Below are 25,455 nucleotides of genomic sequence, written 5' to 3'. Positions count from 1 at the left end.
TTTTAATTTTATGATTTTATTATTATTTTTAATATTACATATGGAATGTGATCAGAATCATTTTTTGATGGGTTGTCTCTGTCGGAAGAAAGCGTAAAGTTTACCTGTTGCTTCAGGGATGAATTCTCATCCTGAAGTGGCAGACAAACAGGACGTTTGTCTGATAAGGATGATCTGCTTGGCCCTATGGAGTGGGGGATGTAATGGAACCAAGCTACGGAAGAGCTTCGTTACAATGATGTTTTCAGGGAAAGTGAAAATTCATCAGGATTGATGGCGAACCACAACGTTTTTGCAAGGAAAGCACCAACAACAAAAGGAATATTGTGCGCATCTCTATATGTGCCAGAATCTTTTTCGTTACTACGGTGACGGTTTAGAAAGCGACAGGGCTCCTGTCGCTTTTTTTATATCCGGCGCTTGTGAGAACCAGAGCCCGCTGAGTTCATCGATTGAAGAAAAAATAAGCTTAAATACTCCACTATCGGGCTAGTTTCTGGTATGTTGCGCATCCCGTAACAAGGAGAGTCCATATGATCTCATGCCCACTATGCGGTGCTGAATCGCTGGGGATTTATCATCGGGATAAACATCGCGATTATTGGCAATGTCACCAATGTCATTTAGTGAGTGTTGCACCTGCATTTCATCTGGATGCAGAATCAGAAAAATCCATCTATGATCTGCATGAGAATCATCCATCTGATATGGGGTATCGGCGATTTTTGTCTCGCCTGACAGAACCATTGGCTGAGCGGATCCCCCCTGATGCCCATGGATTAGATTTTGGATGTGGTCCGGGGCCGACGCTCTCTTTGATGATGGAAGAACAAGGGTTCCGGATGGCGGTATATGATGTTTTTTATTTCCCTCAGAAGACGGTGTTAGAATCAACGTATGATTTTATGACTGCAACTGAAGTGATTGAACACTTATATTCGCCGGGTCAAGTATGGCAGCAGTGGCTGACATGCGTGAAGCCGGGGGGATATATCGGAATTATGACCAAGCTGGTCAAAGATTTGGATGCGTTTACAAGGTGGCATTATAAAAACGATCTCACCCATGTAAGCTTTTTTAGCCGAGAGACTTTCTGCTTCCTGGCAGAACGAGATGCTCTCGACATTGAATTTATCGGTAGTGATGTAATTTTACTGAGGAAAAGCCAGTAATGAGCCGTAAGAAGAAAGTAAGATCATCTGGGAATACAGACGTCGTTGTCGTTCGTCAGCGTTCTCAGACAGATATTGAAGGACGTTTGCGTAAGAAGCTGAAAAAGAGAAAAGGCTTGAAAACCGGCAGTCGTCATTCAGAAGAGTCAGGCAGTACACGCCGATTAAGCGCTTCGACTGCACAGGATCCGCGTTTGGGAAGTAAGAAAAAAATTCCGCTCGTTGTCGAAACACAGCCAAAAGTTGTTGCTGAAAAACGGCAAGAACAAGCTGAACAAGAGCTGGCTTTACTCGAAAATGATGCGCAGCTTCATGCTTTACTTGCCCGATTGGATCGTGGAGAAAAGCTCGGGGCCGGTCTGCAACAGTATGTGGATGAAAAGCTCAATCGAATTGAACAACTGATGAAACAGCTTGGATTGTTTGATGAAGAGGAGGATGACGCGGTATCCTCTGAGTCACCGGCGATGAAATCCAAGCAAAGCGCATCGGATGACGAACTTCTGGAGAAATTTACCGGATTTGATCCGGATGATTTTCAGCAATAGGAGGACATATGAATCTGACTGTACTCGCGATGGTTGGGGGCTTGATTGTTGCAGGTCTGGCGAGTTATGCCGGCTATCTGCTGGTGAAGTTGAAGCAGCAAAAGGCATTGATTGCCCAGCATCGAGAGTTGGCGATCGAGAAGAGAAACGCAAATATTTTCGAGAACGTCAACACACTTTGTATGGTCGGAATTCAGGGGCAGTGTGATCTTTCTGAAATCAGTATTCGGGTTTATTGCATCATGGATTATGTTCAGGGTGAACAGCGTGTTGATTTCGAAAAACGGTTTCCCGCGATTTCAGAGCTTTATCATATCGTTAAAGACATGCCTCGTGGTGATGCACGGCAAGCGATGCCTAAGAAAGAAAGGATGCAGCAGAATCTTGAACGGATGACAGCTGAGAGTCGTCTGGAGGATGATATTATCAGAGAGCTGACCTCACTGAAGGATATGATTCAGCCGTTGAATCAACAAATTCAGGTTCAAATGATCTAGATCTCGCGAGGCTTACAGCGGTTAATTCGGTGATCTCTGTAGCACTTTCATACAATAATCATAGATTTCTATTTTGCCGCCTGACTTGTTCGTCTCGCAGTGTGGCAAAATAGGCGTTCATCGACCCATTCGGAAAGATAAAATATGTTTCAGCAGGTATCTCGTCAGCAGGTTGTCTGGGATCAGGCAATGTTGGATAAATATAGTTACTCCGGACCTCGTTATACCTCTTATCCGACAGCCGTCGAGTTCCATGAAGCATTTACGATTGCAGACTTTGATATGGCGTGTGCTCAGTATCCTGAGCGGCCGCTTTCTCTTTATATTCATATCCCTTTTTGCCATAAGCTTTGTTATTACTGCGGTTGTAATAAAGTCGTCACGCGTCATTCCCATAAAGCGGATGAATATCTGGATATGCTGGAGCTTGAGATTCGTCAGCGAGCATCCCTGTTAGCTGGTCGCCGTGTGGTTCAACTGCATTTCGGTGGGGGGACGCCAACGTTTCTGACTGCACCTCAAATCACGCGGTTGATGACATTGATCCGGCAGGAGTTTGACTTTGAGCCTGAGGCTGAAATCAGTATTGAAGTTGATCCGCGCGAGATACAACTGGATATTCTGGATCATCTCTATCAAGAAGGTTTTAATCGTTTAAGTATCGGGGTTCAGGATTTCAATAAAGAAGTCCAGTTACTGATCAATCGAATTCAGGATGAAACGTTCATTTTCGCTTTAGCTGAACGAGCTCAGGCATTGGGGTTCCGTTCGACTAACCTTGACCTGATTTATGGGTTACCTAAGCAGACACCACATTCATTTGCGCGAACATTGAAACGGGTTCTGGAAATGAAACCGGGACGGTTATCTGTCTTTAATTATGCACATATGCCGCAATTGTTTGCCGCACAACGAAAAATTAAAGAAGATTTTCTGCCGAGCACGCAAGAGAGAATGGAAATCTTGCAGATGACCATTGGAACGCTGACCGATGCCGGTTATCAGTTTATCGGTATGGATCATTTTGCGTTGCCTGAAGATGATCTTGCGGTTGCACAACGAGCGGGTTGTCTTCATCGCAATTTTCAGGGATATACCACACATGGGGATTGCGATTTGATCGGGTTTGGTGTGTCTGCCATCTCGATGGTCGGGGATGCCTATGCACAGAACCAAAAAGAGTTGAAATTATACTATCAGCAAGTAGAACATCAGCGTCATGCGCTATGGAAAGGGGTCGCACTGGATCAAGATGATTTAGCCCGCCGGGATGTGATTAAGCAATTGATGTGTAATTTTACGCTCGATAAAACTCAGATTGAGCGTACTCATCAGCTCGATTTTGATCGATATTTCCAGTCAGACTTAGCGCTTTTGGAACATTTTATCGCAGATGAGTTAGTGTTAGTCAGTGAGCGGCAGTTGACGGTGACGCCAAAAGGCCGTCTGTTAATTCGTAATATCTGTATGTGCTTTGACCGCTATCTGCGAGAAAGAGCAAGACAGCAACAGTTTTCCCGGGTGATATGACCGCCTTCGTATGAGACCGATAAGAGCGGTGCAGATGTCGACATTGTGTCTGCGCAACGAAGCATATTGCACGGATACCATGACACAAAAAAGCCAGCATTAGCTGGCTTTTTTGTTGGGGTTTCGCTAAACCGTGGTCGGGTTAAAACGATGTGATTAAAACCGTGCTTCAGTTAAAACCATGATGAGTTTAAAACATACAGCTAAGCCGTTGGCTCAATCAGTGAGAGTGCTTTCTTACTGACATCATGAGCTGCCTGCGACATATTTTGTCGTTCCAGAACCTGAGCAAGTAACTGATAATCTGAAATACTATTTCTGATTTGCAGCGCTTTTTCCAGATGTCCTTGGGCCAACGGTAACTTTTCTTCCTGCAAGTAGAGTTGTCCTAAAGCACTGTGAGCTTCTGCATGTTGCTCATCTTTGCGAATCACATCTTGTAACAGCTTGATGACCGGCTGGCGCGTCTCCAGTTTGAGTTCTGGCAGGAGTGGATAACTGCTCGAGTTCGGATGTTTCTTAATATGCTCTTTGAGCAGCGCAAATGCCTCTTCATCACCTTGATTTTTAAGAAGTAACTGAACATAGCTTACCATCAGTTCTGGGGTGTTTTTCAGGCGTTTGGGCAGATCTTTCCAATATTCGGTCAGGGTTTCTTTGCCTCGGATTGCGGCTGCCTGTGCCATGAGGTGGCTACGGGATTCGATTTCCAGACGAGAAATTTCTTCTTCTCCGGCTAATTTGAGCTTTCTGAGCTGCGGGAGCAGATCAAGAAGCGGTTGCCATTGCCGGAGATGGTGATATGCCGTCTTCAACAAACTGACAACCACCGGGTTGTCCGGGTACTGGATAGCCTGTTCACGCAACACGTTGAGTGCATCTTGGTAACGCTGTTGTTTCGTGTACTGCTTTGCCTTGGTAAGCTCGACGGCCAGCGTTGAATTTTCTTGTTTCGCGGCAAGAGACAGGTAGTGATCCCGTTTCTCTTGATTGCCTTGTTCGAGTGCCGCTTCAGAGGCAATGAGATAGCACAGCAGCGGCATATCGTGATGTTTTGCCAGCCGGGTGACTTTCTTTTCGGCCTGTTTCCAGTCTCCCTCGATGAGTTTGATGATTCCTTCGTTAGTATCCCGACGCGATTGTTTCAATTTTCGTGAACCAAACCAATGCCACGTACTGCTACTAATGCGAAGGGTCTTTTTAAGCAAAAACTCAATGCCAAAGAGAACGGCCAGTAAAGCAATCACCAGCAGGATCAGTGTGGTGACACTCATCTCAATGGTTTTATTCGCAATTGAAATCAGAACGTATCCTTGTTGACCGGAATACTGGGTGCCGACATATAACCCGATACCGAGGACCGCAAAGAGAAAAATGGCTCGAATCATTACTCTTCCTCCTGCATCAACCCGGAAACTTGTTTACGCAGGCGCTCATGAATGAGATCGGTGAGCGGTTGTTGAGATTCCAGTTTTATCGGATATTGAACGGTAATCTTCTTCTGACTCAGCGTGTGAGTGGCTTGATTAAACTGTTTCACCTGATCATTGTCAGGGTTCAGGAACGAGACTGACCATTGATTGGCCATCGCTAAAGCCGTGGTATAAATTTGCTGATTTTCGTCGTAGATGGCTTTGATCGCAGTCTCGATTTTAGCTTTCAGATTTTCTCTCAGGTAGAAATCTTGTTCCGGAGATAGAAGCGGAATGACGTTGCCATCCCGGGTTCTGAAAGTAATAAATTGTTCAGCAAAGTTCTTCAGTGATGTGAGTAGGTTATCTTGCCAGTTGCTGATGTCCTCGCTGACTTGCGGTTTTGGCGCTTGAGGAGCATCAGGCAGAATCGCGTTCGCCAATGGTAGTTTATCAATGAGCTGCTCTAGGCTGGTAAGACGCAAAACCAGCCCATCTTTATCGATCAAGGGGAGAGATTTCAGTTTAGTGATATCATTGGCCATCGACTGACGGAGTGAGACCAGACTTGGATCATTGAGGGCAGCGATACGTTCATCGGCACTTTCCATCAAATGGGTCGCGGTCAGCACATCGTGTTCGAGGAATAGTTTGCGACCGGCAAGTTTGACCAGATAATCAGATTCAGCCAACAGCCAGTCATTCGGGCGACGTCCTTTGATATCAGCAAGAGCACGTTGCAGGCTATCAATACTTTTTTGTTGTTGACCCAAATGGGTATCAACCTGATTGATAACGGTGGCTGCTTTTTTATCGATGCTTTGATTGAGTTGCGTCACTTGTGTTTCAACTTGGCTCACCGATTGACTGAGTTGTTGCTGAAGTTGTGTGATTTGTTCCTGATAGCCGTGCATAGTGTGCTGAACATATGCAGCGATTCCGCCACCGGTGAGCAGGGTTAACACGATGGCAATTTTACTGAGCCTTGCACCCGACGCAGCGGATTTTGGTTTTGACGTTGCGCCGGAAGGTTTTGCTGCTTCGGGCTTAGAAGCTGATGCGGAAGAAGATTTGGTTGATTCTTGCTTCTCTTCTGAAGTTGGGGTAACGGCTTTTTTTGTATCAGTCATTCATGATTCCTGTCATTCTTCTCGGCCAGAATTGCGGCCACTAAGTCTGAATTGCTGGCACTACCCACAGCAATGGTATGCTTGATTCCCAGAGAATGTGCATCATGTGCAATCCGTTCACTGGGGACATAAAATGTTTGATCCAATAACCATGGCGCATCGTATTCAGCGATCTGTGTAACGAAGAACCGCAGTTGTTGCTCACTGGTGATGATGACACTATCCACCGCGGCCTTCCGCCATTCGCAAACGGCAGCCCTAGTATTAAACGGGAGCATTTCTCGCTGATAAACTTCGCAATAATTGACCAAGGCTCCCTGAGACTTGAGCTGTTGGGCGATTAAATCCCGGCCACCATTTCCTCTCAGTATTTCAACGCGTAACCCTGTGGGGGCGTTAAGCTCGGGGAGAGAGAGGAAATTTTCACTGTCGCTCACAGCGGGATAGTTTACCGTCTGTTGGGTAAAATTACTTAGAAGCTGTGCGGTTTTTTGACCGATGGCAAGATATCGAATATCAGATGGCCATGAAAAGCCATTTTGGTCGAGATATTCCTGACTATAAAGAACCGCTTGCTGACTGACGGCGATCACCAGATCACAGTGTTTCAGCCGGAGCGGTAGTTGATCGAGTTCCGAACCGGCATGAAATTCAATTAAAGGATGATGTACCGCTGCAATACCCACGGCCTGAAGTTGACGGCTGAGTGCTTCTCCCGGTTTACCGGGACGTGTCACCAGTACCGACATGATCAGTCGTGCTCATGATAGAGGTTGGTCAGGATCTCCTGAGCGCCACGCTGCAAGAGTTGTTGGGCAAGCGTTTTCCCCAACTGTTCTGCATCGTTGCGATGTCCTCGGATCTCGCCGCGAATGACTTGACTGCCATCCGGCTCACCGACCAGTGCCCGTAGCCAGAGTTGATCATTTTCCAGTAACGCATAACTACCGATGGGCACCTGACAACCGCCTTGCAGGGTTGTATTCATAGCGCGTTCACAACGGACTCGGTCCGTGGTTTCCTGATGGCTCAGCGGTTTTAATAGTTCAATTAACCGGCTGTCATCGAGTCGACATTCAATCCCGACGGCTCCCTGACCAACGGCTGGCAGTGATTGTTCCGGTGTCAGATAAGCTCGGATGCGGTTTTCAAGATTGAGACGTTTGAGGCCGGCTGCAGCAAGAATAATTGCATCATATTCACCGGCGTCGAGCTTACCGAGCCGTGTCCCCACATTACCGCGCAGTTCTTTGACGACAATATCCGGACGGGCTTCTTTTAACTGACACTGACGTCTCAAACTACAAGTTCCGACAATCGCCCCTTCGGGCAGTTCATCAAAGGCATCATAATGGTTGGAGACAAACGCATCGCGCGGATCGCCCCGTTCGCAGATCGTCACGAGCCCCAATCCCGGTGGAAAATCAACCGGTACGTCTTTCATGGAATGAACGGCAAGGTCGGCCCGGCCTTCAAGCATTGCGATTTCAAGTTCTTTGACGAAGAGGCCTTTTCCACCCACTTTTGCCAGCGGGGTATCCAGAATCACGTCTCCTTTCGTCACCATCGTGACCAGTTCAACGACCAGACCCGGATGAGCAGCCTGAAGCGCATCCTTTACATAATGGGCCTGCCAAAGGGCTAGCGGACTTTTACGGGTGGCAATACGAATCGGAGATGAATCAGTCATAAGTTATGAGTCGGTCAGAGAAAAATGATAGCTCACATCCTATCACTGTTCTTTTCGATCCCCAAGTTCACCTAACCGGTTGAAAAATGGGACGTGGCGCAGAGGAGTACCTTAATGAAAAAGTGCATAGGAAAACTTGTAAATTTTGAGATATACGACCATAGTCTAATTTAAAATATGTGATGTAGCTCTTGTTTATAGTTTAAGCTATGATGATTGGATAATATGAGTGAGATATGTATCAACGAAAAAGTATCCCTAAATTTTCTGGATAACCGACACGGCGGTCCGGGAGAGATATCTTTACCATTGATAGATAAAGTGTTAAATTGATCACGTTTTGACGGCGATTTTGCACAAAGGGCAATCAGTTCGTTGATTTATGAGCCAACCAAGGATATTCGCCTTGCAAACATACACCGAGACTTTAATCAAAAGATTAGATAATCTGAACCGGCAGCGTACCGAACGTGCGTTGGCGCTGATGGATCTACAAAGTCGCCGTGTTTTTCATTTAATTCCTGCATTCTTTCAATTCAATCATCCTTTAATTCCCGGTTATTACGACCAAGACGTGCCTTTTGGTGTGTGGGGCTTTGAAGCGGATGAAGCACAACAACAGTTTATTCACGATACAGAACTAGCATTGGGGCAGAGTCTCCCAATTTCAAGCGAGCCCGAAATTCAGGGGCTGTACACCATGGGAAGTACCTCCTCGATCGGACAAAGTACCTCCAGTGATCTGGATATCTGGGTGTGCGTTTCTTCGCTGATGAGTGCTGGTCGTCGGGATAAATTGGCCAATAAGTGTCTGTTGCTGACGGACTGGGCAAAGACACAAGGTGTTGAAGCCAACTTTTTTATCATGGACGAGCAACGTTTCCGGTGTAAACAATCCGATGAAATGACGGGTGAAAATTGTGGCTCTTCGCAACACTTGTTATTACTTGATGAATTCTACCGTTCTGCGGTACGAATGGCTGGCAAACGTCTTCTGTGGCAAATCGTGCCGCCAGAGATGGAAGAGTGTTACGACGAATATGTCAGTCATTTGTGTCGTAAGTCTTACATTAACTGTAGTGAATGGTTTGATTTTGGCCGTCTCAATCATATCCCGGCAGAAGAGTACTTCGGTGCCAGTTTGTGGCAGTTGTATAAGAGTATTGATTCACCTTATAAATCGGTGCTCAAAGCGATTCTACTCGAAGCCTATTCTTGGGAATATCCTCATACTCAACTCTTAAGTATCGATACTAAGCGCCGTTTCTTTACCCATGAACCAGATTTGTATGGGATGGATGCTTATTATCTGATGCTGGAAAAAGTGACCCGTTATTTAGAACGGATTAATGATCAGCCTCGGTTAGATCTGGTCCGGCGTTGCTTCTATCTGAAAACGCATGAGAAATTATCTCGTGAACCGGGAGCTGGCTCCGTTCCGTGGCGCCGGATGGCCTTGGAAGAACTGACCCAAATCTGGCAGTGGTCGTCAGGTATTATCGCTGAACTGGATAATCGGCGGAACTGGAAAGTCGAGCAAGTTGCGTTTATGCATACCGGGTTACTGGATGCTTTGATGCAGAGTTATCGTAATTTGATCCAATTCGCTCGACGTAATGACATTACCTCTTCCATTAGTCCTCAGGATATTTCGATTCTTTCCCGTAAACTGTATGCCGCTTTTGAAATTCTTCCGGGCAAAGTGACGCTGCTTAATCCGCAGATTTCTCCTGACTTGCATGAGTCCGACCTGACTTTTATTGAAGTACAACAGAACCGCAGTAATCCGGCTGGCTGGTATCTCTACAAGCAACCGTTAGTGCCGCGTCGGATGATGGGACAGCACTATCTGGAACATCACGAGTATTTGAGTAAGTTGGTCGCGTGGGCATTCTTTAATGGCCTGATCACCGAGTCAACCAGACTCCATGCGGTTGTGCAAGATGCTCAGCTCGACATTGATAAGTTTTATCAGATGGTGGGGGATTTGCGTAATACATTCTCCTTGCATAAGCGTCGTCCAACCATGCATGCACTCGCCAGCCCTTGTGAAATTAGCCAGCTGGCCATGTTTATTAATTTTGAACAAGACCCGACGTATGTGGTTTCAGGGAAATCACTCCGCGTTGATTTAAAAACGGTTGATGTTTTAAGCTTTGGGCCGGAACAGCGTTGCCTCGTCGGTAGTATTGATTTGGTTTACCGGAATTCATGGCACGAAGTCAGAACGCTGCATTTCGAAGGGGAAGGGGCGATTCTTGATGCGCTTAAAACGGTATTGTGCAAGATGCATCAGGATGCGTTACCGCCAGAATCAGTAGACGTATTTTGCTACAGTAAAAATTTGCGGGGGTTGATCCGTAATGCCATTTATCAGCTGTTGGCTGAATGTATCGACTTACGTTTGAAGCCGGTTGAAATCGAGCTGGAAAAACGACGTCGTTTTAAGGCATTGCGTGTCGGTCGCCAAATGTACGGGTTATTTTTCGAACGGCGGGGCGTCTCTGTTCAGCGGTTGGAAAATTCAGTCGATTTTTATCGCAGTATCTCGACCAATAAGCTCAAAGGCTCACCATTGATGATGATTGATCGGGAACAGGATTATCATCTGCCTGAAGCGATTGATGGTTTTGCCAGCGAGGGATTGATTCAGTTTTTCTTCGAAGATAGCGAAACCGGTTTTAATATCTATGTTCTGGATGAATCGAATCGCGTCGAGGTCTATCATCAGTTTAGCGGTAGTAAAGATGAGGTCATTTCGAGTCTGAACGGTTTCTATACGTCGATGCTGGATGAAAATAAAGTGGCCTCAAAGCTGATCAACTTCAATTTGCCGCAGTATTATCAGGTCATCCATGCTGATGATGGCAGCAGTACTTATATCATTCCTTACCGGAGTGACTCGTCTTCAGGGGCTATACCGACCAAGGCGGTAAACGCCTAAACGTCGCTTTTATGTGTTCTTTAATTTGAGTGTCTTGTCTTCCTGAATTGAGCCCCGGGCTTAAACATATCGATCCTCAGGGCTCCGGCATCAATTGATGTACCGTATAGCGCTGGCATCAATCCCAATCAATGGATTCTCCAGCGTGTTTTTCACATTCCTGACGGATTAGCGTCAGCAGTTCCAGACCGGTTTTAGAGCAAATCCATTGTTGATCGGTGTACTGGAAATGAAATCCGCCGGATTTGGATGCCAACCAGATTTCATGCATGGGTTCCTGACGATTGATTACAATCTGACTGCGATCCTCAAAATCCAGTGTCATGACATTACCGGTTGTCTCGTAGTCAATATCGGCGCCTGAGTCATCAATCATTTGCTCAACTTGTTCTAGCATTTGATCAACAAGTTGGTGGAATTCAGTATCGTTCATCCTCACATCCTATTGCTTTTCCTGAATCTGGTGCGATTATAGGGGGCATTGAATGAATAATCACGATATATGCAAAATGAATAAAAAGTTTACTGCACTTTTAGTGCTGTGCGTGTTAGCGTTGGCAGGTTGTGGACAGACAGGACCGTTGTATATGCCTCAGGACGATACACCGCAAAACCAATCACAACCTTAATCCTTAGTCATTGATCATTAGGAAAATATTTTGGATTATTTTAATTACCAGAACGATGGACAGCTATGGGCTGAAGAGGTTCGTCTCGCAGAACTGGCAAAGGACTATGGCACTCCCCTTTACGTTTATTCAAAGGCGACGTTTGAACGTCACTGGAATGCGTTTGATCAGGCGGTTGGCACGCATCCACATTTAGTTTGTTATGCCGTGAAAGCGAACTCCAATTTAGGGGTTTTGAGTGTTTTGGCGCGGCTTGGCTCCGGGTTCGATATTGTCTCTGGCGGTGAGTTGGAGCGTGTGCTCGCTGCGGGCGGCAACCCCGGGAAAATTGTTTTTTCCGGTGTGGGTAAAACCGAAGCAGAAATGCAGCGGGCGCTCGAATTAAAGATTAAATGTTTCAATGTTGAATCCGAATCTGAGTTGCATCGTCTGAATCGTGTGGCTCAGTCGCTCGGCGTCAAAGCACCGGTATCTTTGCGGATTAATCCGGATGTTGATGCTAAAACGCATCCGTATATCTCGACCGGGCTCCGTGACAATAAATTCGGTATCGCGTTTGATCAGGCGCGTGACGTCTATCGTTTTGCTCATCAATTAGAACACTTGGATGTGTGTGGTATTGATTGCCATATTGGTTCGCAGTTAACACAAATTGATCCTTTCATTGATGCCACCGATCGCCTCTTGGCGCTGATTGATGAACTGGCAGCAGAAGGGATCAACATTCGTCATTTAGATGTCGGTGGTGGGTTAGGGGTTATCTATAACCAAGAAACACCGCCACAACCGGCAGAATATGCCAAAGCCTTACTCTCACGACTGGAGAATCACCAACATCTGGAGCTGATTTTTGAACCGGGACGGGCGATTGCCGCGAACGCGGGTGTGTTACTGACCAAAGTTGAGTTTTTGAAGCATACCGAACATAAGAATTTTGCGATTATTGATGCGGCGATGAATGACCTGATGCGTCCTGCTTTGTATCAGGCGTGGCAGAAAATTGTTCCCGTGAGCCCGCGTGAAGGGAAGGCGCTGATTTATGATATCGTCGGGCCCGTCTGTGAAACCGGTGATTTTCTCGGTAAAGAGCGTGAATTGGTGCTGGAAGAAGGTGATCTGCTGGCTGTTCGTTCGGCGGGTGCTTACGGGTTTGTGATGTCATCCAACTATAATACGCGTTCACGGGCTGCCGAAGTCATGGTTGATGGCGAACAGGTTCATCTGGTTCGCCAGCGGGAACCGCTCAGTAGCTTGTGGGCGTTGGAAAGTGTTTTACCGGAGTAACAAAGCCTATGCATTTTCATTTTTCTAAAATGCACGGTTTGGGTAATGATTTCATGGTCGTTGACTGTATTACCCAGAATATTTTCTTTTCACCGGAGCTGATTCGTCGCTTGGCGGATCGGCACACGGGGGTTGGGTTTGATCAACTGTTATTGGTCGAAGCGCCTTATGATCCGGAAACAGATTTTCACTATCGGATCTTCAACGCAGATGGCAGTGAAGTTGAACAGTGCGGCAATGGTGCGCGTTGTTTTGCGCGTTTTGTTCGACTCAAAGGGTTGACGAATAAGTACAGTATTCATGTCAGCACCAAGAAAGGGAAGATGATTCTGAATGTCGAAGATGACAATCAGATTACCGTGAATATGGGGTTGCCAGAATTTGAACCCGCAAAAATCCCCTTTAAGGCGAAGCAGTCAGAAAAGACCTATATTTTACGCATTGCTGAACAAACCCTGTTTTGTGGCGCGGTCAGTATGGGCAATCCTCATGTGGTGACCACGGTGGAGGATGTCGATGTTGCCAATGTCGAGCATCTTGGGCCATTACTCGAATCCCATGAACGTTTTCCGGAACGCGTGAATGCTGGCTTTATGCAGGTGGTCAATCCCAATGAAATCCGGTTAAGGGTTTATGAACGTGGTGCGGGTGAGACGCAGGCTTGTGGTAGTGGTGCTTGTGCCGCGGTTGCTGTCGGGATTATTCAGGAGCAACTGGCAGAAAACGTGACTGTTCACCTGCCGGGTGGCGATCTGAAAATCAGCTGGAAAGGACCGGGACAACCACTTTACATGACCGGGCCAGCCACACATATTTATGATGGTCAGATTGCGTGCTGAAAGCGACTGAAATCATTGAAGAACGTTGTAGAAAGGGTTGTTGTGTCAAACACTGAAACTGAAATTAATGAAAATGATGTGTTAACCGCCGAAGTGGTGGCTGATTATTTACAAAATCATCCTGATTTCTTTATGAATCGTCCGGCGTTGGTTGACCGCCTTGCATTACCGCACCAGCAACTTGGCGCGGTGTCTTTGGTCCACATCCAGTTGAACCGACAGCGGCACCGGATTGAAGAGCTTGAGGAAGAAATTACCGCCTTGATGTCTCTGGCTGCGAGTAATGATCGGACGCTGCATGCATTTATGGATTTGCAGGAACAGATGTTTCGGTGCGATCACCTGAGTCAGGTGATTGAGGCGATTGAACAGAAGGCGGTACAACTATCGCTGAAAGCACATATCCGTCTGTCTGGTGCGCCCGCGCAATACACCTTGGATCAAGCTTATTGGCAGCGTTTTTCAACCAACAATTTCAACGGAAATTGTGCTTATTTAGGTCGAATGCGTAAAGCGGATCGGGATGGTCTGTTTGGGGAATTCTCGGGGGCGCCAGAATTTGGTTCTTACGTGGTGTTACCGATCAAAAGTAAAGATACACATGGGATGCTGGCTTTTTCCAGTGAAGATGGCGGTCATTTCCAGCCAAGTATGGATACGTTGTTCTTGCGTTATCTGGCTGAAGTCTTGACCCATTTATTACATGTTCTGCCATGGAAATAAGCATGATACCGGTTAGTAAGAGAGATGAATAAGTTCGTCGCATGAATGATCAAAGTCTGAGATTACCGGATGAATTACAGCAACCCCTTCAACGCTTCTATGAGTACCTGAGAAGTGAGAAGGGGTTGAGTCTATATACGCGTCAGAATTATCAGCAGCAACTGACTCAGATGACAGCCTATCTGGCTGAGCATGGGGTGACCGACTGGCAGCAATTGGATTCGGCATGGGTCAGACAACTGGCAGCAAAGGGGATGCGTGACGGCATCAAGGCCAGCAGTTTAGCAACGCGCTTATCTGCATTGCGTAGTTTTCTGGATTTTCTGGTGTTAAGAGGTGAATTAACAGCCAATCCGGCCAAAGGTGTTTCGGCACCGAAGAAGAAGCGCCCCTTACCGAAAAATTTAGATGTTGATGAAGTTGCACAACTCCTTGACGTTCACGAAGAGGATCCGCTGGCGATTCGCGATCGGGCGATGATGGAGCTGATGTACGGTGCAGGTCTGCGTTTGGCGGAAATGGTTAGCGTCAATGTCAAAGATATTCATCTGGGACTGGGTGAAATTCGTGTGATCGGGAAAGGTAACAAAGAGCGCAAAGTGCCGTTTAGCGGTCAGGCCGTGATCTGGGTGAAGCAGTGGATGGCGGTTCGCAGCCAGCTTGCACATCAGGATGAACCGGCTTTGTTTGTTTCCAGTCGTGGCAACCGAATCTCACATCGTAATGTCCAGAAACGGATGTCAGAGTGGGGAATGAAACAGTCGGTTGCCAGTCATATCAGTCCCCATAAATTACGCCACTCTTTTGCGACCCATATTCTTGAATCAAGCCACAATTTGCGTGCGGTACAAGAGTTATTGGGGCATGAAAATATTTCAACCACACAGATCTATACTCATCTCGATTTTCAGCATTTAGCGCAAGCGTATGATCAGGCTCATCCCCGCGCTAAGAAAAAACGGAAACCATAGCGCATGTTTTATTACCGTTCTCTCCCTTCGATTCAGGCGATGACCTTTGATTTGGACGATACACTTTATGATAACGTCCCGGTGATTCGGCAACTGGAACGTAAGATGATGGATTGGATGCATTTGAATCATCCGGTCAGTGCGTTGCATCCGGTTGAGTGGTGGCAGCAGTTGAAAACCAATATTGCACAGCAATCCCCTGAGTTGATGCATGATGTAACGCAATGGCGTTATCAGCAAGTGATGCAGGGGCTGATACGGTTGGGGTACGCAGCCGATGAGGCTCGCAAAGCGGCCGAAGATGCAATCAATGAAATGTTCTACTGGCGTCATCAGATCGACGTGCCGGCCGAAACTCATCGGGTGCTGACTTTATTGAGTCGGCAAATACCGTTAATTTCAGTCACGAATGGCAATGTTGATCCGCATAAAATTGGGTTGGGACACTATTTTCAGCAAACACTGCAAGCCGGACCTGACGGATTTTCCAAACCCTATCCCGACTTGTTTATCAAAGCGCAACGCATGCTTGATTTGCCTGCTGGTCACATTCTCCATGTCGGTGATCATCTCAAGACCGATGTCTATGGTGCCAAAATCAATGGCTTCGCCGCCTGTTGGTTCAATGACCGGCAGAAAAATATCCGTACAGAGCCGGCGACGGCATTACTGCCGGATGTTGAAATTGAACAGTTATCCAGCTTGTTAGCGTTTGTATAGCGGACTGTGAAGCACGGATCATTCGCATTCAGCTCGCGGAAGAGTGGTTTTGTCTGCTTGCAGGGCGTCCATAAACTGATGGAGAAAATCCGTCAACGCCTGCGCATCTTTGCTTTCCCCCCGTTGATTCAGTAAAGCTGCAACGACTTCGAGTGTACAGAGTGAGTCCGGTTGTTGATTGCGTCTCAACCGATAAGATGAGGTGGTACTGGGTGTGATCTGCACGCGGGGCAGCGCTGCCAGCCAGTCACTCTTCCTTTCCATTTTTCGGGCTTCTTGCCAGGTTCCGTCCAGCACAATGAAATGAGGCGTGGGGCAGCGCGACCGGACGGGATGTATCTGAGATTGCGTCTTGATTTGCGCGTTCATCTCGTCGATGGTCAGGGCGTGCGGTGCCGGAAAGAGCAGCACCGGAAAAAATTGCGGATCGTCCAGCTGGTGGCGGAATTGTAGATCCGGTTGTTTGCGTTGCCAGAGGTATGAGTGACATTGCGACAGGGCATGGACCAGCCAGCGTCCGGTATTGGTCTCCCGGTTGAGTTCTCGCTCATGAACCAATAAGGACAGCTTGATTTCACTTTCGCAACGAGGAATCGCCTGACAAATACATTGATAGATTAACCCACAGTCAGGACATCGTTGCAGTGATTGCGCTGGCGGTTGATTCGCCTTCATGGCTGGCTCCGGAACAGGGTGAGTCCACCTTCACTGATATCGTAAATCTGTTGACCGACTTGTTCTTTCGGGGCATGAAGCTGATCGCCCTGACGGGTGAAAATCCGTTGCGAGAGCAAGTATTGTTGTTGATGTTGGGTCATGACGACCTGAATCTGATCGCCATTGAGTGCCTGCCAAAAGCCTGTTTCCACAATGGGCACCGGATCATTCTGGTAGCGATAAAGTGTTTGAGCGGTGTGATCCGCTTTGAGTGTTAACGTCACGGAAAAGTTGTCTTGGCGGGTTGAGCTTGCATAATAAGTCGCGCCCCATGCTGTGGATGAATCCTGATTACTCAGTCGGGCACAGCCTCGATAGCGGCCTTTTTGCGTATTGAATGTTGCCATCCAGCCGTATAAGGCTTGATGATTTAGTTGGCAAAGTGATGGCGACAGCGTCAATTTCCCCTGTGGTGCCGTATACACACGCTGATCTCCGGTGTGGTTGATATTGGCGACAGGCCACGACTGAGGCGATGATTTTCCGAACATCACCGCCAAATTCTCCGGTGATGTCATACGAACCCGCCAGTTTGGTTTCTGGCCCTCGGCTTCCGTGTTTTGTACCGGTTGGCTACAACCTCTGACCGCATCCTGTGAGATATAGTTAAGCTGATGTGCAATCAATCGTGCTCTGAAATCCGCGTTGTAACCGGTCTGACTTGGTGCGGTAAGGAAACCAATGATTTCGCCATAGATCGCCTGATAAGGTGAGGCAACCTGTTGGCTGAGGGTTTGAAATTGTTGTGGCGATAACGTCAGTAAAAATTGCTGGTTGCTGTTACAGGGGGTAAATGAGCTGGTTTGGGGACCTATCACAATCTGGCCCCGGAACATGACCGGCGGGATCTGAATCTCCGCTGACTGCCCCAGAGAAACATGATCGGCAGGAGAGGACACCATTGATGATGTACAGGCTTGTAAGAGTAACATCAATGAGCTGAACATTAGAATTTTCAAGGGCTTCATGGTATATCTTCCTTACCTTAACCGAATGAGACATCGTTTCGTATAGCAACAGCATAACATTATGGCATATTGGTTATTTAAAACAGAGCCGGATACGTTTTCAATTGATACTTTACGCGTGCAGCAGCGCGCTTGTTGGGAAGGTGTCAGGAATTATCAGGCACGCAATATGATGCGTGATCAAATCCGTCTGGGGGATCAGGTTTTGATCTACCATTCATCCTGCAAACAGGTCGGGGTTGCCGGGATTGCAGAGGTGGTTCGTGAAGCCTATCCGGATCACTTTGCATTCGACCCTGACAGTGATGTTTATGATCCTAAATCAACCGCTGAAAATCCGCGTTGGGTGATGGTCGATGTTGCTTTTGTCAGCAAAATGGCGCGAATTATTCCTCTTTCTCTCATGAAAACGATGCCCGAGCTGGCCAACATGCCTCTGGTGCAGCGGGGTAATCGACTGTCGATTATGCCTGTGACTGAAGCTGAGTGGCAGGCAATTCTTTCCCAGCGTTGAAATTTTGCACCTGACAGGTGGTTGTTTCCGCCTGTCAGGTGCACATCATCGATCCTCACTATTCATCAACTCTCTCTATCCACATTTTATCGCCTGATTAAATCAGGTCCTGTTGTTAAGAGACGGCTCCTGACCTGAGACAGGTCATGTTGTCTTGTGCTGCACCGTGTCAATCGTGAAGGTGCCTCACCGTCAGTATCAGTGAATTTATGATGACATTGAGGTGTTCTGAATGGGATTGAGGAACTGATGGATGAACGAACGGTCTGTTATCGTGAGAACTAACACTATATGAGTCGGATATATAGGAAATAATGCGATCTCCGCTGTGAGTTCCACGGATTTTTATTGGAGTTTATACGTGTATTGGTTGTATGCTAATGGCTGCTGTTGCAGTGCAACGATTCAGCAAGTATGAGCAAGAAATTCAGAAAAATAATCATGAATGTTTGTTTCGGCATATCAGGTTAAGTGCTCGGATGGGGACGGCTTACGCCATTGCATGAGGCCTATTTTCAATTGATTTGCATATATAATGAACGAGCTTAGGGACGATGAGTGATGACATTTCTGATCTGGCAGAAGCAGTTATGCCTGGGTGGACAGACTATTTTTATCAATCGCTATGCGCGTGATGAGTATCCGGCAGGCGCTGTGCAAGAAGGTATCACCTTGCCTGACTCCCTGCTCGGCGCGGTCAGTAAAAGAAAAGCAGAATTTGTTGCCGGCAGGATAGCCGCAAAATATGCCTTGCTGCACCGAGGTGCATCTGAACCTTGGGTTGGGATTGGAGAACATCGTTCTCCGGTATGGCCTGATGGATTTATCGGCTCCATCTCGCATACGGATGATACAGCGATCTGTACCGTGTCTACCAACGCGGAGCGATTATCGATCGGGATTGATATCGAAAATATCATGGATGACACGCTATGCGAGTCGGTCGGGAAAATGATTGTCACGTCCGGGGAGATGAAGCTTCAGGAGACCGACTGGTCTAAAGCGCAGTTTATCTCTCTAATGTTTTCCGCCAAAGAGAGTCTTTTTAAGGCGCTTTATCCTTTAGTGAAGCGTTATCTTGACTTCCATGATGCACAATTAGTTTCTTTTGACCCGCAACATTCACATTTCACGTTTGAACTTTCCCAAACACTTCAGCAAGAGATCGGCATTCAGGTTTGTCATGGCGACTATCTGTTGTTCGAAGAGGCTCTCGTGACATTAATACAGATTGAACGGGATGCCTGATGTAAACAAAGTATGAATCTTTCCCTTAGTTGGCAGGGTGGCTTAAAAATAATGAATGATAAAAAATATACCAATCCGTTTGATGATGTGAATCATCAATTTCTCGTGCTGACCAATGACCGTGGTCAGCATAGCCTGTGGCCAGAATCCAATCCGGTCCCCCAAGGCTGGCAAGCGATTTTCGGTCCGGAAGATAAATCTGCCTGTCTCAGTTATATCGAACAAAACTGGCAGCATGTTCATCTCTCTGGACTGAATTCATGAGGAATTATCGCTATGTCTATGAGTAATGTTATTGATGAATCAATGTCATTATGGTCACAGGCAGTAAGACCGCCTGAAAACGTTGATTTTGTAAAAGACTCGGAGTCGGCCGCGCACGCATTGAACTTCACATCACGCATACCGGCGGCTCAACTCGATATTCAGCCATGGTCTGCCGGTACGGCACTCGTCCTTCCCGCGGAGTACCAAACCATTCTTGACCTGCTAAAACAGCAAGTCGAATCATTTCCGTCACGACTGGCATTGTCCGACAGCCAGTCATCATGGACGTTCGCGCAATTGAATGAGCAGATCAATACCGTTGCGGCGAGCCTCTTGCAAGGCGGTGTCCGGCATGGTGATGTGATTGGGGTTGCGTTACCGAGAACCGGGAATGCCGTGATTGCGCTGCTGGCGGTGATGAAATGTGGTGCCGTTTATCTCCCCATTGATCCGGATTACCCGCAGGAACGAATTGAGGCGATGCTGGAACAAGCGCGTCCCCGTGGTGTACTGATCGATGCAAATCCGTCGTCTGCTTTACAACAAGCACTGACAGAACCATCGCTTATGGTGCTGTGGCGATTCGAAACCTTGTTGTCTGTCCGTCAAGATTTCCCCTCGGATTATCCTGCACCGCAAAGAAAGGATACTGCTTATATTATTTTTACATCCGGTTCGACCGGTCAACCGAAAGGGGTTTTAAATCATCATGGTGCGTTACTGAATCTCGCGCTGTCTCATAGACAGACCATTTTTGAACGGGCGCTGTCGCAGTTGCGACAAGTCCGTGATTGTCCCATTGTCCGGGCGGCTCATACCACCTCTTTTTCTTTCGATGCATCCTGGGAGCAAATTTTATGGATGATTCACGGACATACCTTGTATCTCTATTCGAATGAGCAACGTCGGGATGCGTTTGAGCTGGCTCGGTTGGTCGGGCAAGATCAGATTGACGCTTTAGATTTGTCCCCTTCGCTGTTTTATCAGATGCTGGAAGCCGGACTGATGACCATGTCACATGTACCGACACTTGTCTTAGTCGGTAGTGAAGCGGTTCCTCATAAGTTGTGGCAAAAGGTGAAAGAGTATCCTGCTCTGATCGTTGAAAACTTTTATGGGCCAACGGAATATACGGTTGATGCCGTGAGTGCCAGTTTTAAAGCGGATGATACTCCAGTGATCGGTCGCCCTATCGCCAATACGCGCACCTATGTTTTGGATGAAACGCTGACACCGGTACCGACAGGGAGTGTCGGAGAGCTTTATCTTGCTGGTGCGGGGATGGCGCAGGGATATTTAAATCAACCCGGGATGACCGCAGAACGCTTTGTCGCCGATCCATTTGTTGCCGGTGATGTGATGTATCGTACCGGAGATCTGGTGTGTTGGTCTGAAAAGGGGCAACTTGCTTTTATCGGGCGTTGTGATGATCAGGTAAAAATTCGCGGCTATCGGATCGAGTTGGGAGAAGTGGAAAACGCCTTATCGCTTCAGCAAGGTGTTGCTCAGGCAGTTGTTGTGGCGCAGCCTTTTGCGGGGACACACCGATTGATTGGATTTTGTGTCGCGGTGCCTGACCATGTCAGTCAACTTCGTAGTGAGCATTTGTTGGCGGCACTTGCCCAGATTCTGCCTGATTACATGGTGCCTTCGGTCATTGAGATTATCGCTGAGATGCCGATTAATGCGAGCGGTAAAATTGACCGCAAAGCGTTGGCTGCCATGCCTCTGTCGGTGACTCGATGTCTTGGTCGAGCCCCGCAGACGGCTAGCGAACGATTGTTATGTCAGGAAGCTTTGTCACTATTCGGGGGCTCGGTAATCTCTGCGGAAGATGACTTTTTCTCTCTCGGTGGTGACAGCATTTCAGCAATGGCCTTGGTCAACCGAATCCGTCAGCAAGGATACCTCTTGAAAGTCAAAGATATCTTTGTCGAGAAGACGCTGGAAAAGATAGCCCTGAAAATTGACCGTTATCCTCATGCGAGTGTTACGCGTGAGGAGAGCTCTGCTGCGCATATCGTGATCAGTGACGATCTCCGGGCGCAGTTCACGGCAGCATATGGTGCAATTCATGACATTATTCCGACTTTACCGGTACAGAATGGCCTGCTGTCTCATGTGCGTGCCTGTGGTCAACAGAGTAACTATAACGCACTGACAAAGATGCAGTTTGTGGGGGACATGGATGTACAGCGTTTGCAGCAAGCGCTGAATAACGTTGTATTACGTCACCCGCAGTTACTGGCTCGTTTTGATGTTCATATTTTAGATCAGGCGGTGCAGGTATTGCCTCAAATCACGCTTGACCCCGCGGAACAAGGAACAAGCTTATGGCCGCTGGAAACTTGCTCTCTGAATGCTTGGTCTGATGAGGAGCAAGATGCGATGCTGGCGACCATTGAATCCCGGGAAGTTTTGCGTCCTTTTGATATGCAGGATACCCGTCAGCCACTACTTTATGCCGTATTGGTGCATCATCATGACAATCAGCATACGCTATTTTTGTCTGAACACCATCTGGTGATTGATGGGTGGTCGATACCGATCTTGCTTCGGGATCTGCTGCAGGCTTATGTGGCGGCCGCAGCGTTAGCAGCCCCGCAAAGCCCGGAGCGTTATGCCAGCGTGATTCGACAATTAGCGTCACGGGATAAATCGGTTGCCAGACAAGTATGGTCACAGGTATTGGCTGGCGCACAGCCGACCCTGATCTATCAGAATGAATCCCCTTCAGCGCAGGTTGGTGATGTGTCTTTTCAGTTGTCGCCTCAGATGACCCAGAAGCTGACGACACTTTGCCAGCATCACGGTTTAACCATCAATTCGTTGATGCAGGGAGTATGGGGGCTGATTTTGGGGGATCTCAGTGGACGTGAAGACGTTATTTTCGGTTCTCCGGTTTCTGGACGATTTTGTAATATTGAGGGGATAGAATCTTATGTCGGCCTGTTTACCAATACGATTCCCGTCCGGATTCGGCTCCAAAAAAATCGCTCGCTCATTGAACAGATGAAAGCGGTTCAGTCGGAACAGATTCATCTCTGTGAACATGATATGTTGGGATTGAATGAAATCGGACAACTGACCGGGGAGGCATGTTGGTTTGATACCATGTTGTCAGTGGATAACTATCCGAATGATGAGCATTGGTTTAGTCTCGATTATCACGGCATGAAACTGACCGCGATGGAAAACCGGGGTTATACCCATTTACCGCTGACCGTTTTTGTGACGCCCGGTGAATCTTTGGAAGTGCTGATTGCGTATCGGTCAACACGATATTCACCTCAGCGTCTGGCTCGGCTGTTTGAACACCTGCTGATTCAGATTATTGAGCAGCCCATGATTGCGCTACGACACTATACCTCAGACCCTGACTCGGCCGTGCCGATCGATGCTCCGAACCTTGATAGCGGGCATCGGGCCGGATGTGGTGACGCCGGTGCTCTGCTCCATATGGCGACACCGCTATCAGCCAACTGAATGCTGGTGAGTCTGTTGTTCTATCCTGTCAGCAGCCGACATGTCCACCAGCACTCCCGAATATTGATTGCTGGTGGATAGACAACGACTGCCCAATAAGACGAAGGTTTGTGTGTTACTGCAGCAAGTGTTGGTGAAGATAATGGGCAACAGCATCGTCGGCATGGCTCCCGATGCGCTCAATTTTCGGTAAGGCTGACAAGACTTTTTCATGGGCTGTTTTCATCACGAGGCCGCGACCAGCCATAGACAACATTTCAATATCATTCATCCCGTCACCAAAGGCGATACAATGATCTAGTGTATGGTTGAGGGAGTTGGCAACCACCTGTAATGCGTGGCCTTTTGAAATCTCCGGTCCCATCACTTCAAGGCAGCAGGGGCTGGAAAATGCAATGGTCACATTCCCTGCGAAGCGTTGCTTGAGAATCTCCTCGTAGTGTACCAGAGCTTCGTGGCTGGAATGCTTGTGGGTGAAGAATACTTTTGCCACGTTATCCAAGGGGGGATTTTCCGGATCAAACATCTGAAACGTGAACTTGGATTCATTGTGATATCGCTGAGTTGCTTCGTCGACATTGCTGAGTCGCCATTGATCATCATGATATATGTGGATAAAAATATCCGGGTCATGTTTACAGACATCAACCAAATCTTGGATCCAATCTTTCGGAACATTACGGCTGAACATCAATTGATTATCCGGGCTGTGGATCCGGGCACCATTCGAGGTAATCATGAACGCAGGAATGCCTGCAATTTCACGGATGCCGGCGACATCAACATGATGACGTCCGGTAGCAAAGATAAAGGTATACCCTTTCTGATGGAGGTCTTTCAGTGTGCTCTTTGTAAATGGGCTTAACTTATGGTCCGGAGCGAGTAATGTCCCATCGAGATCAGAAGCAACAATGCGAATATCTTTGCTGATCAGCGTCATAAAATCCTCATTTGATCGAAATGTCATGCAGAACTGCGTTATTGACTATTTTACGAAAATATAAAGGGGAAGAAGAGGGTAAAATCGATCATATCCCTTTTCCTCTTTTCCTCTTTTCCTCTGGTCTGTTTTGGTATCGAATCCGCTGTGTTCAGCGGTGTTTACGCTGAACGATGGGATGAAAAATGGCGGAGAATCGCATCCAGAGTTGGTGTCCGGTATTGATCGCTTTCAAATAACAACTCATGTTTTGCGCCTTCAACTCGAAAGAGTTCGCAGTCACGGTTGGTTTTAGACACTTTGCGGTGAAACCGATCTTGGGCATAGTTGCTGACGATGCTTTCTTCTCCGGCCTGAACAATCAGTGTCGGCAGTGTTACTTGTCGTGTGAGCAGATGGCATTGTTTGATCGCCATGAGACTTTGCCAAATCCACTGTGCACTGGGGCCGCCTAATTTCAGTTCAGGATGACTCTCATACAACTGCCGGAACCAACGGTATCTTGTCTGGCTGTGTGTCAGCGGATTATTGTCAAACGGTTTGGACAAATATCCCTGATAACCCGGTGCATACTTGGGCTCTGATGTCAGTGCCGACAAAATCTGAGTCAAAGGCAGCGCAATTGGGCGTAGTAAATAAGGCATATGGACGCCGAACATCGGTGCAGTTAGTGCCATGGCATCAAATTGATGATCTGGATGGGTTTGAATATAGCGCGTGACCACGGCTCCGCCCATTGAATGGGCGAGCAGGAAACGGGCCCGGTAAGATTTGGTTACCAGCGTCTGCGCAAGAATGGACTCCATATCACGAACGTAGTCATGAAATTCTCCGACATGGCCGATTTGTTTATCGGTACACAGGCGTTCGGACAACCCTTGTCCTCGATGATCATAGGTATAAATATCATAGCCTTGACGGAATAAATCGTAGAGTAGTTCCTGATATTTCCACACCGACTCAATGCGTCCGTTCGCAATCAGTATCATTTGATCGTGGTCAGGATGAGTGAAGCGACACCAATAGAGCTTCTTTTTATCAAATGCACGCAATGTTCCTTCCTGCCTATCCTGCCAGAACGTCGAAATATCGTTGCGGACGGCTTGCTCAAAGAGAAACTCTTGCGTATAAGGGGAGGTCGGTATTTTATGTTGATTCATAATCCAACTGATTGCTGATAGTATGAAAGATTCGTATTGTGTTAAGCGTCTTTAGTATAGAGGAAT

General features: G+C 47.4%; 24 protein-coding genes. 15 read left to right on the top strand and 9 right to left on the bottom strand.

The annotated features are described in order from the left end of the window. Positions 1–533: 533 nt before the first annotated feature. The 4 genes from OCV37_RS14700 (at position 534) to hemN (ending at position 3,747) form a co-directional block, all read left to right on the top strand. On the top strand, positions 534–1,172 hold the full coding sequence (locus OCV37_RS14700; RefSeq protein ID WP_038185441.1) for a class I SAM-dependent methyltransferase: 639 nt from the start codon (positions 534–536) through the stop codon (positions 1,170–1,172). Continuing rightward, positions 1,172–1,720, top strand: a complete 549-nt coding sequence (yihI, locus tag OCV37_RS14695) for a Der GTPase-activating protein YihI (protein WP_038185444.1) — start codon at positions 1,172–1,174, stop codon at positions 1,718–1,720. The genes OCV37_RS14700 and yihI overlap by 1 nt, the downstream gene beginning before the upstream one ends. A gap of 8 nt (positions 1,721–1,728) precedes the next feature. Next, on the top strand, positions 1,729–2,217 hold the full coding sequence (locus tag OCV37_RS14690) for a DUF2489 domain-containing protein (protein WP_038185447.1): 489 nt from the start codon (positions 1,729–1,731) through the stop codon (positions 2,215–2,217). A 144-nt stretch (positions 2,218–2,361) separates the two neighbouring features. After that, positions 2,362–3,747, top strand: coding sequence for an oxygen-independent coproporphyrinogen III oxidase (gene hemN / locus OCV37_RS14685; protein WP_038185450.1), 1,386 nt, complete (start codon positions 2,362–2,364; stop codon positions 3,745–3,747). Between the two features lie 203 nt (positions 3,748–3,950). On the opposite strand, the gene OCV37_RS14680 is transcribed toward hemN, so the two are convergent. From OCV37_RS14680 to hemC, 4 genes are read right to left on the bottom strand one after another with little or no spacing between them, the layout of a single operon-like run. Beyond that, positions 3,951–5,135, bottom strand: a complete 1,185-nt coding sequence (locus tag OCV37_RS14680) for a heme biosynthesis HemY N-terminal domain-containing protein (protein WP_038185453.1) — start codon at positions 5,133–5,135, stop codon at positions 3,951–3,953. After that, positions 5,135–6,289 (bottom strand): uroporphyrinogen-III C-methyltransferase, encoded by a 1,155-nt coding sequence (locus OCV37_RS14675; protein ID WP_051680864.1) that lies wholly within the window; start codon positions 6,287–6,289, stop codon positions 5,135–5,137. Before OCV37_RS14675 ends, OCV37_RS14680 begins: the two co-directional genes overlap by 1 nt. Next, positions 6,286–7,038 (bottom strand): uroporphyrinogen-III synthase, encoded by a 753-nt coding sequence (locus tag OCV37_RS14670; protein ID WP_038185456.1) that lies wholly within the window; start codon positions 7,036–7,038, stop codon positions 6,286–6,288. The genes OCV37_RS14675 and OCV37_RS14670 overlap by 4 nt, the downstream gene beginning before the upstream one ends. A 2-nt stretch (positions 7,039–7,040) precedes the next feature. Next, complete coding sequence (gene hemC, locus OCV37_RS14665) at positions 7,041–7,979, bottom strand: hydroxymethylbilane synthase (protein WP_038185459.1); 939 nt, start codon at positions 7,977–7,979, stop codon at positions 7,041–7,043. 406 nt (positions 7,980–8,385) lie between these two features. On the opposite strand from hemC, the gene OCV37_RS14660 reads away from it, so the two are divergent. Continuing rightward, positions 8,386–10,923, top strand: coding sequence for a class I adenylate cyclase (locus tag OCV37_RS14660; protein ID WP_038185462.1), 2,538 nt, complete (start codon positions 8,386–8,388; stop codon positions 10,921–10,923). 118 nt (positions 10,924–11,041) lie between these two features. Here the strand turns inward: OCV37_RS14660 and cyaY are convergent, their stop codons facing one another. After that, a complete protein-coding gene (gene cyaY / locus OCV37_RS14655; RefSeq protein WP_038185464.1) occupies positions 11,042–11,356 on the bottom strand; it encodes an iron donor protein CyaY in 315 nt (104 codons plus the stop codon). A gap of 76 nt (positions 11,357–11,432) precedes the next feature. On the opposite strand from cyaY, the gene lptM reads away from it, so the two are divergent. From lptM to yigB, 6 genes are read left to right on the top strand one after another with little or no spacing between them, the layout of a single operon-like run. Next, positions 11,433–11,552, top strand: coding sequence for an LPS translocon maturation chaperone LptM (lptM, locus tag OCV37_RS14650; protein WP_082671483.1), 120 nt, complete (start codon positions 11,433–11,435; stop codon positions 11,550–11,552). Between the two features lie 30 nt (positions 11,553–11,582). Further along, positions 11,583–12,836, top strand: coding sequence for a diaminopimelate decarboxylase (gene lysA, locus OCV37_RS14645; RefSeq protein WP_038185465.1), 1,254 nt, complete (start codon positions 11,583–11,585; stop codon positions 12,834–12,836). 8 nt (positions 12,837–12,844) lie between these two features. Further along, positions 12,845–13,675 carry a diaminopimelate epimerase gene (dapF, locus tag OCV37_RS14640; RefSeq protein WP_038185468.1) on the top strand — a complete coding sequence of 277 codons (831 nt, stop codon included), beginning with the start codon at positions 12,845–12,847 and terminating at the stop codon, positions 13,673–13,675. A gap of 42 nt (positions 13,676–13,717) precedes the next feature. After that, complete coding sequence (locus OCV37_RS14635; protein WP_051680865.1) at positions 13,718–14,398, top strand: DUF484 family protein; 681 nt, start codon at positions 13,718–13,720, stop codon at positions 14,396–14,398. Between the two features lie 41 nt (positions 14,399–14,439). Next, positions 14,440–15,369 carry a tyrosine recombinase XerC gene (gene xerC, locus OCV37_RS14630; RefSeq protein WP_038185471.1) on the top strand — a complete coding sequence of 310 codons (930 nt, stop codon included), beginning with the start codon at positions 14,440–14,442 and terminating at the stop codon, positions 15,367–15,369. A 3-nt stretch (positions 15,370–15,372) separates the two neighbouring features. Further along, the gene (gene yigB, locus OCV37_RS14625) at positions 15,373–16,089 is read left to right on the top strand and encodes a 5-amino-6-(5-phospho-D-ribitylamino)uracil phosphatase YigB (RefSeq protein WP_038185474.1); all 717 of its coding nucleotides are present in this window, start codon (positions 15,373–15,375) and stop codon (positions 16,087–16,089) included. Between the two features lie 18 nt (positions 16,090–16,107). Here the strand turns inward: yigB and OCV37_RS14620 are convergent, their stop codons facing one another. Next, a complete protein-coding gene (locus OCV37_RS14620; RefSeq protein ID WP_051680866.1) occupies positions 16,108–16,764 on the bottom strand; it encodes a tRNA-uridine aminocarboxypropyltransferase in 657 nt (218 codons plus the stop codon). Then, positions 16,761–17,774 carry a hypothetical protein gene (locus OCV37_RS14615; RefSeq protein WP_051680867.1) on the bottom strand — a complete coding sequence of 338 codons (1,014 nt, stop codon included), beginning with the start codon at positions 17,772–17,774 and terminating at the stop codon, positions 16,761–16,763. The genes OCV37_RS14620 and OCV37_RS14615 overlap by 4 nt, the downstream gene beginning before the upstream one ends. Before the next feature lie 61 nt (positions 17,775–17,835). Between OCV37_RS14615 and OCV37_RS14610 the strand changes: the two genes are divergently transcribed. From OCV37_RS14610 to OCV37_RS14595, 4 genes are all read left to right on the top strand, one after another. Further along, on the top strand, positions 17,836–18,288 hold the full coding sequence (locus OCV37_RS14610; RefSeq protein WP_038185476.1) for an EVE domain-containing protein: 453 nt from the start codon (positions 17,836–17,838) through the stop codon (positions 18,286–18,288). 561 nt (positions 18,289–18,849) lie between these two features. Beyond that, positions 18,850–19,536 carry a 4'-phosphopantetheinyl transferase family protein gene (locus tag OCV37_RS14605; RefSeq protein ID WP_038185477.1) on the top strand — a complete coding sequence of 229 codons (687 nt, stop codon included), beginning with the start codon at positions 18,850–18,852 and terminating at the stop codon, positions 19,534–19,536. Positions 19,537–19,587: 51 nt separating this feature from the next. Beyond that, positions 19,588–19,800 (top strand): MbtH family protein, encoded by a 213-nt coding sequence (locus tag OCV37_RS14600; protein ID WP_038185479.1) that lies wholly within the window; start codon positions 19,588–19,590, stop codon positions 19,798–19,800. Between the two features lie 12 nt (positions 19,801–19,812). Next, a complete protein-coding gene (locus tag OCV37_RS14595; protein ID WP_084717538.1) occupies positions 19,813–23,289 on the top strand; it encodes an amino acid adenylation domain-containing protein in 3,477 nt (1,158 codons plus the stop codon). Positions 23,290–23,404: 115 nt separating this feature from the next. On the opposite strand, the gene OCV37_RS14590 is transcribed toward OCV37_RS14595, so the two are convergent. Further along, positions 23,405–24,229 (bottom strand): Cof-type HAD-IIB family hydrolase, encoded by an 825-nt coding sequence (locus OCV37_RS14590; RefSeq protein WP_038185480.1) that lies wholly within the window; start codon positions 24,227–24,229, stop codon positions 23,405–23,407. Positions 24,230–24,390: 161 nt separating this feature from the next. Next, positions 24,391–25,389, bottom strand: a complete 999-nt coding sequence (locus OCV37_RS14585) for an alpha/beta fold hydrolase (protein ID WP_038185482.1) — start codon at positions 25,387–25,389, stop codon at positions 24,391–24,393. Between the last annotated feature and the right edge of the window lie 66 nt (positions 25,390–25,455).

This window comes from Vibrio rhizosphaerae (assembly GCF_024347095.1).
Lineage (GTDB): Bacteria > Pseudomonadota > Gammaproteobacteria > Enterobacterales > Vibrionaceae > Vibrio > Vibrio rhizosphaerae.
Note: the sequence above shows the minus strand (reverse complement) of the source record. Positions and strands in the feature narration are given on the sequence as shown.